Source organism: Devosia sp. Soil_C_22, from assembly GCF_057657195.1.
On record NZ_JBDGIY010000001.1, the window covers coordinates 2029617 to 2042980 of the forward strand.

Genomic DNA, 13364 nt, shown 5'->3' on the forward strand with positions numbered 1-13364 from the left:
CAATCCTTTAGGCGACAGATTTCGCGCCTTACGAAAAGAAGCTGCGCGCTTTTTCGATGCCCTCGACGAGCGCGTCGATATCGTCCTTGCCGGTATATAGGCCGAAGGAGGCCCGGCAGGTAGAGGTGACCCCGAACCTTTGCAGCAGCGGCATGGCGCAATGGGTGCCGGCGCGCACGGCGATGCCGTAGCGATCGAGGATGGTGGACACATCATGGGCGTGGGCGCCCTTGAGTTCGAACGAGAAGATGCCGCCCTTGCCCGGCGCGGTGCCGATGAGGCGCAGCGAGTTGATGCGGGTGAGCCGCTCCATCGCGTAGGCGGTGAGGTCGGCTTCCTGCGCTTCCATCGCCTCGTGGCCGATGGCCTCGACATATTCGATGGCGGCGCCGAGCCCGATGGCCTGGACGATGGGCGGCGTGCCGGCTTCGAAGCGGTGCGGCGGCTCGTTGTAGGTGACGGTGTCGCGGGTGACGACATCGATCATCTCGCCGCCGCCATTGAAGGGCTGCATGTCGGCGAGGAGGTCGTAGCGGCCATAGAGCACGCCGATGCCGGTGGGGCCGTAGAGCTTGTGGCCGGTGAAGACGTAGAAATCGACGCCGAGATCCTGCACGTCGACCTTCTTGTGCACGGCGCCCTGGCTGCCGTCGACCAGCACGGGAATGCCGCGAGCTTGAGCGATCTCGACGATCTGCTTGATCGGCGTGACCGTGCCCAGCACGTTCGACATGTGGGTGATCGCGACCATTCTGGTGCGCGGGGTCAGGGCCTGCTCGAACGCATCGAGGGAGAAGCTGCCATCGTCGCCAACATCGACCCAGTTCAGCACAGCGCCCTTGCGCTCGCGGTGGAAATGCCAGGGCACGATGTTGGAATGGTGCTCCATGATGGAGAGCACGATGTCGTCGCCCTCGGCGATGCGCGGGCCGAGGAAGGAGGCGGCGACGAGGTTGATCGCTTCGGTGGCCGAGCGGGCGAAGATGATTTCCTCGGGGCGCGACGCGTTGAGGAAGCGCTGCACGGCCTGGCGGCCGCCCTCGTAGGCCTCGGTGGCGCGGTTGGCGAGGGTGTGGAGGCCGCGGTGCACGTTGGCATAGGCATGCCGGTGCGCCCAATCCATCTTGTCGAGCACCGGGTTTGGCTTCTGGGCCGAGGCGCCGGAGTCGAGATAGACGAGCCGGTGGCCGTGGATCTTTTCATCCAGGATCGGGAAATCGGCGCGGATTTTGGCGAGGTCGAAGGTCATCTGCTTTCCAGTGGGAGCGCGAAGGCCCCCTCACCCGCCGCTGCGCGGCGACCTCTCCCCCAAGGGAGAGGTGACTTGAGGCACCATCTCACCCCAGCACCACCTCTCCCTTGGGGGAGAGGTCGGAGCGCAACGCGCTCCGGGTGAGGGGGCCTTTTCTGCCGGCCCTACCCCCGCGCCAGCCAATCCTCGATCACCGCGGTCAGCGCTTCGTTGAGGGCTGCGTCCTCGATGGGGTCGATCAGTTCGGCGAGGAAGGCACGGACCAGCATGGTTTCAGCCTCGGCCTTGGGAATGCCGCGGCTGAGGAGGTAAAACAGGTGGTCTTCGTCGAGCTGGCCGGAGGTGGCGCCGTGGCCACAGACCACGTCGTCGGCGTAGATTTCGAGTTCGGGCTTGGCGAGGATCTCCGCCTCGTCCGACAGCATCAGGCCCTGGCTCATCAGCTTGGCGTCGGTCTTCTGCGCGTCGCGCGCTACGACCAGCCGGCCCTGCACGATGGCCTTGGAGCGGCCACGGGCGATCGACTTGAACAGCGGCTTGGACGAGGTGTGCGGCACGGCGTGCAGCGCATCCATGGTGATGTCGGTGTGCTGGCCATCGGACACGAGGTTGAGGCCCGTGACGTCGGCATGCGCCCCTGCCCCGGCATAGCGCGGGAAGAGCTGGGTGCGGCTCAGGGCACCGCCGGCATTGATCACCAGCGTGCGCAGCTGCGCGCCCTCGCCGAGCTGGTACTCGTTGGAGGCAAAGTGCGTCGCCGACTTGCCGCTCAGGTTCACCGTGATGTGGGTCACCCTGGCGTTCTTGCCCAGCGCCAGATAGGTGGCGTGGTTGCCCAGGTGCGCCTCGTCGGAGCCGGCATAGGTCTCGACGATCACCGCGCTCGCGTCGTCGCCGACGAAGATCTTGGCCGCGCTGGCCGAGTGGCCGGCGGCGCCTTCGGTGCGGCGGTCGATCTGGATCACGGGGTCGACGGAGCCGTCGAGATCGAGGGTCAGCGCCTCGCTGACCAGCGCGTTGTTGAGCCGGGTGACGATGTCGTCGCGGATCGAGAGCACGCCGCCCTTGGTGGTACCGGCAATGACGCCGGCCGGAGCGGTGCCACGCTTCTGGACGCGGCCATTGGCGATGACCAACTGGAAGGCGCCGGGCACGGTGAGCGCGGGAGGCGTCGTGGCGATCGAGCCATCAGCGCCGGCAGCAAGTGGATCGCCAGCCAGCTCGGGCACGGCGCGCAGCAGCTGCTTCAGGTCGGTGTAATGGTAGGACTCGACGCGACGGGTCGGCAGGCCGGAGCCGCCGAGGCGGGTTGCCTCATCGGTCGCGCCGGCAGCGTTGAGCTGCTCGATCAACTTGGTCTCGGCCGGGCCGAGACGAACGGGGATAGCGATGCTCACGCCGCCTTCTCCTCGTCGAAGCCGGCATAGCCCTTGGCTTCGAGCTCGAGCGCCAGGTCCTTGCCGCCCGACTCGACCACGCGGCCGTCGGAGAAAACGTGCACCACATCGGGCACGATGTGGTTGAGCAGGCGCTGGTAGTGGGTGATCACCAGCATGGCGCGCTCCGGGCCGCGCAAGGCGTTCACGCCCTCCGAGACGATCTTCAGCGCGTCGATGTCGAGGCCGGAATCGGTCTCGTCGAGAATGCACATCTTGGGCTTGAGCAGCGCCATCTGCAGGATTTCGGCGCGCTTCTTCTCGCCGCCCGAGAAGCCGACATTGAGCGCGCGCTTCAGCATGTCGCTGTCGATATGCATGGCGGAACCGGCTTCCTTGACCGCCTTCATGAAGTCCGGCGTCGAAATCTCGCCTTCGCCGCGGGCCTTGCGCTGGGCATTCAGCGCGGCCTTGAGGAAGGTCATGGTGGCAACGCCGGGGATTTCGATCGGGTACTGGAAGGCGAGGAACAGGCCGGCGACGGCGCGCTCGTTGGGCTCCATCTCGAGGATGTTGACGCCATCGAGCAGCACTTCGCCGTCGGTGACCTCATAGTCTTCCTTGCCGGCGAGCACATAGCTCAGCGTCGACTTGCCCGAGCCGTTGCGCCCCATGATGGCGTGCACTTCGCCCTTGGGGACGATCAGGTTTACGCCCTTGAGGATTTCGCGTTCCTCGATCCGGACATGCAGGTTGCGGATTTCGAGCATCGGGGTGGTCATTCGGTCTTCTCCAGTATCGCCGGGCCGTTCAAGGCGGCGGGCGAGGATAATGTTTGAGGCTCAGCCGTTCTGGACGCGGCCTGTTTTTGTCTCAGGCGCCGAGGATCAACCCACGCTGCCTTCGAGCGAGATCGAGATCAGGCGCTGGGTTTCGACCATGAACTCCATGGGCAGGTGCTGCAGCACATCGCGGACGAAGCCGTTGACGATCAGCGCCACCGCTTCCTCTTCGGAAAGGCCGCGTTGCATGGCGTAGAACATCTGGTCGTCGGAGATCTTCGACGTCGTCGCCTCGTGCTCGAACACGGCGCTCGAGTTGCGGCTTTCGATATAGGGCACGGTGTGGGCGCCGCACTTGTCGCCGATCAGGAGCGAGTCGCACTGCGTGAAGTTGCGCGCGCCCTTCGCCTTGGCGTGAGCCGAGACCTGGCCGCGATAGGTGTTGTCGGAAAAGCCCGCCGCGATGCCCTTGGAGATGATCCGGCTCGTGGTGTTCTTGCCGAGGTGCAGCATCTTGGTGCCGCTGTCGACCTGCTGGTAGCCGTTGGAGATGGCGATCGAGTAGAACTCGCCCGACGAGTTGTCGCCGCGCAGGATGCAGCTCGGATACTTCCAGGTGATGGCCGAACCGGTTTCCACCTGGGTCCAGCTGATCTTGGAGTTGTCGCCACGGCAGTCGCCACGCTTGGTGACGAAGTTGTAGACCCCGCCCTTGCCGTCCTTGTCGCCTGGGAACCAGTTCTGGACGGTCGAGTACTTGATCTCGGCATCCTTGAGGGCGACGAGCTCGACCACGGCAGCGTGCAGCTGATGCTCGGCGCGCGCGGGGGCGGTGCAACCCTCGAGATAGGAGACGTACGCGCCTTCGTCGGCGATCAGCAGGGTGCGCTCGAACTGCCCGGTCTTGGCCTCGTTGATGCGGAAATAGGTCGAGAGCTCCATCGGGCAACGGATGCCCTTGGGCACGTAGCAGAACGAGCCGTCGGTGAAGACCGCGGAGTTGAGCGTGGCGTAGTAGTTGTCCGAGACCGGTACGACCGTGCCCAGGTACTGCTTCACGAGGTCCGGGTATTCGCGGATGGCCTCGCTGATCGAGCAGAAGATGATGCCCATCTTGTTGAGCTCGTCGCGGAAGGTGGTCGCGACCGACACGGAATCGATCACCGCGTCGACAGCCACCTTGGGCTGCTCGACCCCGGCCAGCAGCTCACGCTCCTTCAGCGGCACGCCGAGCTTCTCGTACATTTCGAGCAGCGCCGGATCGACCTCGTCCAGCGACTTGGGCCGGTTCGAGCCCTTAGGCGCGGCGTAGTAGTACATGTCCTGGAAGTCGATCTTGGGGTAGTGCACCTTGGCCCAGGTCGGCTCGGTCATGGTGAGCCAGCGACGATAGGCCTCGAGCCGCCACTCCAGCATCCACTCCGGCTCTTCCTTCTTGGCCGAAATGAAGCGAATGGTGTCCTCGTTCAGGCCCTTGGGGGCCTTCTCGACTTCGATGGCGGTCTCGAACCCGTACTTGTACTTTTCGACATCGAGCGCGAGTACCTTCTCGACGGTATCGTCCTCGATCTCTTCCTTGAGCGTCGGGATATCGTAGCGAGCCATGGTCTTCTTCCTAAGCTGCGACGCCGTGGCGGGCGCGATGACGCCCGACGACTTCGCCAAAACCCTTGAGATAGGCTTCGACGTCCCCGATGGAAGAGGACCAGCCGAAACTGATGCGCAGCGCGCATTCACTTAAGTCTGCCGGCACGCCCATGGCATTGAGCACATGGGACGGGCCGACCTTGCCGGACGAGCAGGCCGAACCGGACGAAACGGCGATACCGGCGAGGTCGAGCCCCATCATCGCCACGGCGTTCTTCAAACCGGGCACGGCGAAGTTGGAGGTGTTGCCGATGCGATCGGCCGCCTCACCGAAGACAACGAGGTCGGGCGCGATCAGTCGCATGCCATCCTCGGCGGTCCGGACCAGCTCGCTGACATTGGCGTGGTAGAACTTGTCCGCGAAGACTTCCGCTGCCGCGGCGAAGCCGGCGATGGCCGCCGCATTCTCGGTGCCACCGCGCCGGCCGCCTTCCTGGCCGCCGCCGGGGATCAGCCGCACCTGGTCGGCGTGGCCCTTCATCAGCAGCGCGCCAACGCCGGCGGGGCCGCCGATCTTGTGGGCGCTGACCGCCATCAGGTCGGGCGCGCGGGAGGCGAAATCGAGGCCGATCTTGCCAAAGCCCTGCACCGCATCGACGAACAGGTAGTGCGGGCTGGGGCCAACCAGCACCTCGATGCGATCGACCGGCTGGATCACGCCGGTCTCGTTGTTGACGAGATGGACGGCGACGAGGAGGCGCATGCCGACCATGTCGGCCTCGGCAATAGCGCCGGCGATCTGCTCGAGGCGGATCAGGCCGTCGGCATCGAGCCCGACCTTCTTGACCGGCAGGCCGGTGGCCTCGGCGGCCTTGAGGACGGCGGCGTGGTCGCCCTCGGAGACAACGATGGCATCGACGTTGAAAGCCCTGGCGCCGCCGACGATGGCCTGGGTGATCGCCTCGGTGGCCGAGCCGGTGAACACGACCTGGTCGCGCTCTGCTCCGGCGAGCCGCGCCACCTGGGCGCGGGCCTTGTCGATAGTGGCGCGAAGCGCCCTGCCCTCGGCATGCACGGAAGACGGATTGCCGACCAGACCGAGCGTATCGATCATCGCGGCGCGCGCTTCGGGGAGAAGCGGCGCCGACGCGTTGTGATCGAGATAGATCGTCTGTCGGCCCATCGTCCTCGGACCCGAGGGCCCGCCTTCCGCATCAATGGCCTTGCCGGAACGCGACTCGCGCTCGCTCGGACCATGAAACAATTCTTGAAATCGGGCGCTCACTTTCTCTACAAGGAGCGCTCACCAGCAACCGGAAGCGGTTGGAACACCAACTGCCGCCTTCGAAAACTCAGTTTAGAATTATTCGAAACTGGAGTTTTCGGCCCATGTTTTAGGCAGCGGCGTATCATTCGTCAAGCCGCGAGGCCCGACCCGCGCGTGAGCTATGAGCCACGTGCATGGGATTGGCGGGCCAGGGAAAGAACCTATGCCAGAAGTCATCTTCAACGGACCCGAAGGCCGCCTCGAGGGCCGCTACCAGCAGGGCAAGGACCCAAACGCGCCGATCGCCATCGTGCTGCATGCCCACCCGCAGTTCGGCGGGACGATGAACAACCAGATCGTCTACAACCTATTCTACATGTTCGCGCAGCGGGGCTTTTCGGTGCTGCGCTTCAACTCGCGCGGCGTCGGCCGTTCGCAGGGCATTTTCGACCATGGCATCGGCGAACTCTCGGACGCGGCCGCAGCGCTCGACTGGCTGCAGACGCTCAACCGCGAGTCGCGTGGCTGCTGGATCGCCGGCTTCTCGTTCGGCGCCTGGATCGGCATGCAGCTGCTGATGCGCCGCCCCGAGGTCGAGGGCTTCATCTCGGTGAGCCCGCCGGAAAACCTTTACGATTTCTCGTTCCTCGCGCCCTGCCCCTCGTCGGGCCTGATCATCCATGGCGACAAGGACCGCGTGGCGCCGCCGCAGTCGGTTCAGAAGCTGGTGGACAAGCTCAAGACGCAGAAGGGCATCACCATCGAGCAGCAGATCGTGGAAGGGGCCAACCACTTCTACGAGAACAAGATCGACGAACTGACCGAGCGTTGCGCCGAGTATCTCGACCGTCGCCGCGCGGATATCGCGGCGGGCAAGGGGCGCTGAGCGTCCTGATGGGAGCCTTATCCCGTCCCACCACCGGCGTCATTCCCGCGAAGGCGGGAATCCCTGTTTGAGGCGAGCGCCGGCCGAACGGAGATCCCCGCTTCCGCGGGGATGACCCGGTGAGAAACCGAAGCCCCACAGCGCAACCGTCAGAGCCCAGCCATGGCCGCCAAGTTCAAATCAGACTTCCTCAACGTCCTCGATCAGCGTGGCTTCATCCACCAGATCTCCGACCCCGAAGGGCTCGATGCCCTGGCGGCCAAGGAGACGATCACCGGCTATGTCGGCTATGACGCGACGGCGACCTCGATCCATATCGGCAACCTGATCACCGTCACCCTGCTCTACTGGCTGCAGGAAACCGGTCACCGGCCTATCAGCCTGATGGGCGGCGGCACCTCGATGGTGGGCGATCCGACCGGTCGCGAGGCCGAGCGGCAGGTGCTGACGGTCGAAAAGATCAACAGCAACATCGAGAGCATCAAGAAGGTCTACAGCCGCATCCTGCGTTATGGCGACGGCCCGACCGACGCGATCATGGTCAACAATGCCGACTGGCTGCTGAAGCTCAACTATGTCGAGTTCCTGCGCGAGATCGGCCGCTATTTCTCGGTCAACCGCATGCTGAGCTTTGACTCGGTGAAGATGCGGCTCGAGCGCGAGCAGTCGCTGACCTTCCTCGAATTCAACTACATGATCATGCAGGGCTACGACTTCGTCGAGCTCAACAAGCGCTACGGCACCGTGCTGCAGATGGGCGGCTCGGACCAGTGGGGCAACATCATCAATGGCGTCGACCTGAGCCACAAGATGGGTGGCGCGCAGCTCTACGCACTGACGACGCCCCTGCTCACCAAGTCCTCCGGCGAGAAGATGGGCAAGTCGGCCTCCGGCGCCGTCTGGCTCAATGGCGACATCTACTCGCCCTACGACTTCTGGCAGTATTTCAGGAACACCGAAGACGCCGATGTCGGCAAGTGGCTGAAGATCTTCACCCGCCTGCCGCTCGACGAGATCGCCAAGCTCGAGGCGCTGGGCGGGTCGGAGCTCAATGAGGCGAAGAAAATCCTCGCCACGGAAGTCACGGCGATCGTCCACGGGCGGGAAGCGGCGGAGCAGTCGGCTTCGACTGCCTCGGCGACCTTCGAGGCCGGCGTCATCGACCTTTCGCTGCCGACGTTCGAGGTGTCGAAATCCGACCTTGCGGCCGGGATCGGGTTGCTCAACGCGCTGGTGACGGCCGGGCTCGCCGGCTCGAACGGCGAGGCGCGCCGGCACGTGCAATCGGGCGCGGTGCGGGTGAACGACGAGGGGGTCAGCGACGAGCGGGCGACGCTTGGGACGGCGGCGGTGCTGACGGAAGGCGTGATCAAGCTCTCGGTCGGCAAGAAGAAGCACGCGCTGTTGAAGCCGGTTTAGGAGCCGGCTTCAGGACCATTGCCTCGCAGAGCCCGTTCCCAGTCCTGACCACCATAGAAGACCCGCGTTACGATGATGCGGGTCTTTTCCACGCGGTAAGCGATCATGATGCGGCGCTCGAAGCCTATTACGCGCAGCTCCGACCCATCTGCTTCGAAGGCGCGGCCAGCTCCGGGCACATCGGTCAGGCCGGCCAATCTTGCCTTGATCCGCTGAACGTAGCGCCTGGCGGTGTGCGGGGCGCCGGCCTCACTGATTCATCGCGCAATCTTCGCCAGATCTGATAGAGCCGTGCGGGAAAGAACGACCCGGCGGTTCATGCCGAGCGCTTCTCAAGCGCATCAAGTTCGGCCAGGATTTCTTCGAAAGCGTCGTCGATGTCGATGAGGTCTTCTTCACCGGCGTCGATCCGTTTCAGCGTCGGAACTACCTCCTCGGCGATCCAGCGCTGAATTGCTGCTTCGTCTTCCTGCAGGCCCCGCAGGCCCTCGCGGATCACCTCACTGCCCGAGACATAGCCGCCAGACTCGACCTTGGCGTCGATGAAGGCGGCCTGTTCTTCAGTGAGGCTGAAGGTGCGTTTGACGACTTTGGACATGGCTGACCTCCATAGGTGGAGATCAGCCTAGCATGCGGTATGACTATTTCATACCACCAGGCACTTAATCAGTCGCGCTCTCGAACCAGAAAAGTCTGCAGCTTTTCTTGAAAGCGCTCTAGCGAGTGACCAGCACCGGGATCTTGGTCTGAGCCAGGACGTTGTTGGTCTGGCTGCCCAGCAGCAGGCGGCCGAGGCCGCGGCGGCCGTGGGAGCCCATGACGATCAGGTCGGCCTTGGTGTTCTGGGCGGTGAGGATGATGCCCTCGGCCGGGAAGCTGTCGTTGACGTAGACGGTCTTCACCGGAACGCCGGCGCCGGTGACCTTGGCGCTGGCCTTGTCGAGCAGGCCCTTGGCCGCCTCTTCCTGCGCTTCGATCAGTTCGGGGATCGGATCGACGATGGTCCCGGCGACCGCCGAGTAACCGGCACCGACTACGGCGGCAGGCTCGCTCACCGTTACGATGGTGATTTCGGAACTGAGCGCCTTGGCCAGCGCAATGGCTTGATCAAGGGCGCGATCGGCCAGTTCGGAGCCGTCGGTCGCGACGAGAATGTGAGCGTACATAATCAGTTACCTCCAGATTAGAGAGTATGTCGTGAGCCTGTCACCGTCGTTCAACTCATACTTTGATCGAGATCAACCTACTCCTCACGCGGGATTTCGCGCGCGCGATACTCGAACAGCCGGCGGAAAGCGCCGGGCACCAGGGCCGACATCGGGTTGATCTTGAAGTCGGGCTTGTCTAGCGGTCCGCGCACCGCGAAGGTGACCCCGAACAGGCCCTCGCCCTGCCGCCCCGCGAGCGGTCCGAGAATACGGCCGAAGGCGTTGTTCAGCCCGAAGAGCGGCACATAGGTGCCCGTGATGTCGTATTCGCGCCGGTCGGTATAGATGAAGCCACGCGCCGTGCCGCCCACAGTATTGCCGGCGAGCACGGCATCGACCAGCTCGACGCGGTCGCTGCGACGGATGAACTGCGCCTGGGCGCTGCGGAATTCGAGTCGGCCCGAGCGTGCGACCTGCCGCGACGAGTTGTCGTTGGCGAGGATCTGCTGCACTGCGTTCTCGTTGACGAAGGCGAAATTTCTCAGCGTGAACAGGCCCTGGTCGAGCTTGCTGTCGTTGATGGTCTCGAGCACGAGGCTGCCCTCGCCGCCCTCGATATTGGGATAGACGTTCACCAGCCTGAGCAACGTGCCGAGGTCGTTGAAGGCGACCGACATCACCTTGCCGTCGGGCGTGGGGTTGGTGGTGACCGAGACGTTGCGCTCGCCACCGAGATTGGCCTGAAGATTGACCCGCTGCAGGTCGGAGCCGCGAAGCACGAGGTCGAGATTCAGGTTGTAGGCAGTGGTCTTGTAGAAGCCGAGGGCGCGCTTCAATTCGACGTCCAGCGCGATGGTCTGGTTGGTGAGCGAGGACTGCGGCCCGCCGGTCGAGTCGCCGGAAAGGCTGAACAGGCGTTGCAGCATGGGCTTGAGGTCGAGCTGGTCGCCACGCAGGCGCAACTCGTAGCCGTTGCGGATCGGGGTCAGCGAGAGCTGGGCCTGATCGCCAGGGCTGAGCGAAAATGACGTGAATTCAGCCGATTGCAGGCCGTTCTTGATGTCGATTCCGAGCCCGCCCTCGATGCTGACATCGCCAAAGCCGAGGTCGAGGCGGCTGATGTCGATGATGTCTCCGTCCTGCTTGATCTGGGCCTGCGCCTGCCCTGGTACGCCCCTGGCCTTGCTTATTCCGAGATCAGCGATGCTCAGTCTGGCGTCCGTCAGGTCGGCGACCATCTGCACGCTGCCGTCGGGCATGGGTTTTGCCACGACCGTCAGAGGGCCGTCGAGGAACGACGAGACGTCGAAGCCGAACTTCTTGAACGCGTCGGAATCGACCGTGGCGCTCAGCATCAGGTCCGGTTGCTTGGGATCGAGCTTGCCCTTGGCGGCGACGTCCGCCTCGACGCCGTCGAACTCGGTGGTGCCGTCGATGCTGAAGCCAGCCTGCGTGACCTGGAACGAGAGCTGGCCATTGCCGACTGTGTGGCCCTCGATCGGGGAGGCCGTGGCGAGATCCTGCACCTTGCCGTTGACGGTGTAGTTGATGCTCTTGGCTTCGTTGGTGGCCTTGTCGGTGATGATGGTCGCGACCAGCCCCAGCGACAGGTTGCCGTTGATGACATCGAGATTGACCGGCAGCGCCACCTGCTTGAGCGCATCGGGCTGGTTGGTCCGGGTCCAGTCGAGCAGTGCCGGAATGCCGCCCGACAGTTGGCCCGAGATCTCGAACAGGCTTTCGGTGTCGCTGTTGGCCCCGATGACGAAGGCGGCGTTGGCGATGCCGATATTGCCCTTGGGCGTCGGGATGGTCGCACCGTCGGCCGACATGGTGATGTCGGTGTCGCGCATGGTCAGCTTCATCTGGCCGTCAATGGCGATCGGATCCATGGTCTCGAGCGCCTTGATCTTCACGCCGACCCCGGTGATGTCGATCGACATGGCGTTCTTGGGCATCGGCTTGTTCTCGCCCGGCGCCCCGAGCGAGCCGACCGGGAAGGAATAGCGCATGGTGGAAGCGGTGATGTGCCCGCCGACCACGTTCTTGACGAACCAGTCGCGCGACTCCTTGGCGAGGAAAGCCGGCCACAGCCGCTTGATGTCGTCGGCCGAAAGCCCGTCGCCGCCGACGCGCAGGTCGAAGCCCGTGCCGCGCCGGACCATGTCGACGCGGCCGGTGGCGACCAGCTGGCTGCCATCGGCCTTCCTGGCTTCGAACTGGTCAATGCCGGTGGCGCCATAGAGCGGGGCCGACCAGCCTTGGAAGCTGACGGCGCTGAACGGCTCGGGCGGTGCACCGGTCTCGTCGTGGATGGCGACATCCCTGGCCGAGACCGAGATGCCGACGATAGGACCGTAAAGCTGGTCGAGCCCGAGCTTGAACACGCCGCTGACCGTGCCGGTGCTTTCGGCGACGCTGACCCGTGTATCGGCCATGGTGAACTGCCCGATGGCGGGCTCCCACTTCACCTCGGCGATGGAGGTGGCGATGGGGAAATACTGGTCGTTCACCCGTACGTCCATGCCCGTCATGTCGAGATGGAAGATGCCGTCGGTGATCTTGCTCTCGCGGGTGAAACCGACATCGATCGATACCGACATGGTGCCGGCAATGCCCATCGACTGCTCGGCGGCGAGCGGCGCGAAGGCCGAAGGGTCGAAATTGGTGATCGACATCTTCATGCGGGCGGCATTGTCGGGCTGCTCCACCCACTCGATGATGCCGTTCATCACCGAGCCGCCGATGGTGGCGGAGAAATTGCCTGCGGCCCCGTCGCCATCGGCGTTGGCGGCGATATCGATGGTGATGTCGGTGAAGTGGCGCAGGATGCCGTAGAGCGCGTCGTTCATGTCGAGCGCACCCTTGCGCACGATCAGCCGGGAGAACGTCCCTGCCCGCGCCTGCTCGACGATGCCGGCGACGCCCTTGGCGGCGGCCTCGAGGTTGTAGATCAGCCAGTCGTTGTCGGAGCGGATGCCGAGATTGGCGTCCGGCACCTCGCCTTTGACGGCGAGCCCCTCGGGCGACAGGTTCACCTCGGGGAAGCTGTGCTGGCCCTCGATGATGCGCACGGTGCGCTCGCCGTTCGGCTCATCGACATACTCGAACTTGGCAAGGCGCGGCCCGAACAGGTCCTGGTTCACCTGCAGGTGCGGGCCGACCACGGTGACGATGGCGCCGGGCTGCCCGACCAGCATACGCGTGGGCGAAATGCCGACCTCGAGCGCCTCCATGCTCACCGAACCGCCGTTGAGCGTGTCGGTATAGACGACCGGGCTGAACTTGATCACCGGCAGCGCCAGGCCCTCGAGCGCCAGCGCCATGTCGCCGAGCTCGAGTTGGCTGCCCTCGGGCATCGAGCTCAGAACGAGGTTGCGGACCTGCGAATTGACGAGGGGCAGCGGGATCGGCGTGAGCAGCAGCACGGCATACAGAATGACGAGCAACACCAGTGGCGCAGCGACCAGCGCCGCGGCGATCTTGCCCAGGGTGCGCCATGCCGAGCGCTTGCGGAGCTGGGAACCGGGGGCCGGTGTAGGTTTCACTGCTTTCCGACTTGAGACTGCTCGCCCTGCCGCCCTATCGTAGAATCAAACCGAGCAGCGGTGCAGTGCCCAATGATAGGGGCTTGAATATGGCACCAA

General features: G+C 64.4%; 11 protein-coding genes. 2 read left to right on the forward strand and 9 right to left on the reverse strand.

All coding sequences use genetic code 11. From position 1 onward, the window contains the following. Nucleotides 1–28: 28 nt before the first annotated feature. The 5 genes from AC3A6I_RS09755 to AC3A6I_RS09775 form a co-directional block, all read right to left on the reverse strand. Nucleotides 29–1249, reverse strand: a complete 1221-nt coding sequence (locus tag AC3A6I_RS09755) for a cysteine desulfurase (protein ID WP_487543487.1) — start codon at nt 1247–1249, stop codon at nt 29–31. A 167-nt stretch (nt 1250–1416) separates the two neighbouring features. Beyond that, on the reverse strand, nt 1417–2649 hold the full coding sequence (gene sufD, locus AC3A6I_RS09760) for a Fe-S cluster assembly protein SufD (RefSeq protein WP_487543488.1): 1233 nt from the start codon (nt 2647–2649) through the stop codon (nt 1417–1419). Continuing rightward, nucleotides 2646–3398, reverse strand: coding sequence for a Fe-S cluster assembly ATPase SufC (gene sufC, locus AC3A6I_RS09765; protein WP_487545010.1), 753 nt, complete (start codon nt 3396–3398; stop codon nt 2646–2648). Before sufC ends, sufD begins: the two co-directional genes overlap by 4 nt. 117 nt (nt 3399–3515) lie before the next feature. Then, nucleotides 3516–5015: a Fe-S cluster assembly protein SufB gene (gene sufB / locus AC3A6I_RS09770; RefSeq protein ID WP_487543489.1), complete on the reverse strand. Its 1500-nt coding sequence runs from the start codon at nt 5013–5015 to the stop codon at nt 3516–3518. Between the two features lie 10 nt (nt 5016–5025). Next, nucleotides 5026–6180, reverse strand: coding sequence for a cysteine desulfurase family protein (locus AC3A6I_RS09775; RefSeq protein ID WP_487543490.1), 1155 nt, complete (start codon nt 6178–6180; stop codon nt 5026–5028). A 307-nt stretch (nt 6181–6487) separates the two neighbouring features. Between AC3A6I_RS09775 and AC3A6I_RS09780 the strand changes: the two genes are divergently transcribed. Beyond that, nucleotides 6488–7150 (forward strand): alpha/beta hydrolase, encoded by a 663-nt coding sequence (locus AC3A6I_RS09780; protein WP_487543491.1) that lies wholly within the window; start codon nt 6488–6490, stop codon nt 7148–7150. A gap of 162 nt (nt 7151–7312) precedes the next feature. After that, the gene (gene tyrS / locus AC3A6I_RS09785) at nt 7313–8569 is read left to right on the forward strand and encodes a tyrosine--tRNA ligase (RefSeq protein ID WP_487543492.1); all 1257 of its coding nucleotides are present in this window, start codon (nt 7313–7315) and stop codon (nt 8567–8569) included. Here the strand turns inward: tyrS and AC3A6I_RS09790 are convergent. From AC3A6I_RS09790 to AC3A6I_RS09805, 4 genes are all read right to left on the reverse strand, one after another. After that, entirely contained in the window at nt 8566–8826 is a 261-nt protein-coding gene (locus tag AC3A6I_RS09790) for a type II toxin-antitoxin system RelE/ParE family toxin (RefSeq protein WP_487545011.1), read from the reverse strand. The two genes, tyrS and AC3A6I_RS09790, sit on opposite strands and share 4 nt — an antisense overlap. Before the next feature lie 59 nt (nt 8827–8885). Continuing rightward, on the reverse strand, nt 8886–9167 hold the full coding sequence (locus AC3A6I_RS09795; protein ID WP_487543493.1) for a type II toxin-antitoxin system ParD family antitoxin: 282 nt from the start codon (nt 9165–9167) through the stop codon (nt 8886–8888). 118 nt (nt 9168–9285) lie between these two features. Continuing rightward, nucleotides 9286–9735, reverse strand: coding sequence for a universal stress protein (locus AC3A6I_RS09800; RefSeq protein ID WP_487543494.1), 450 nt, complete (start codon nt 9733–9735; stop codon nt 9286–9288). A gap of 77 nt (nt 9736–9812) precedes the next feature. Beyond that, on the reverse strand, nt 9813–13265 hold the full coding sequence (locus AC3A6I_RS09805) for a hypothetical protein (protein ID WP_487543495.1): 3453 nt from the start codon (nt 13263–13265) through the stop codon (nt 9813–9815). Nucleotides 13266–13364: the final 99 nt, after the last annotated feature.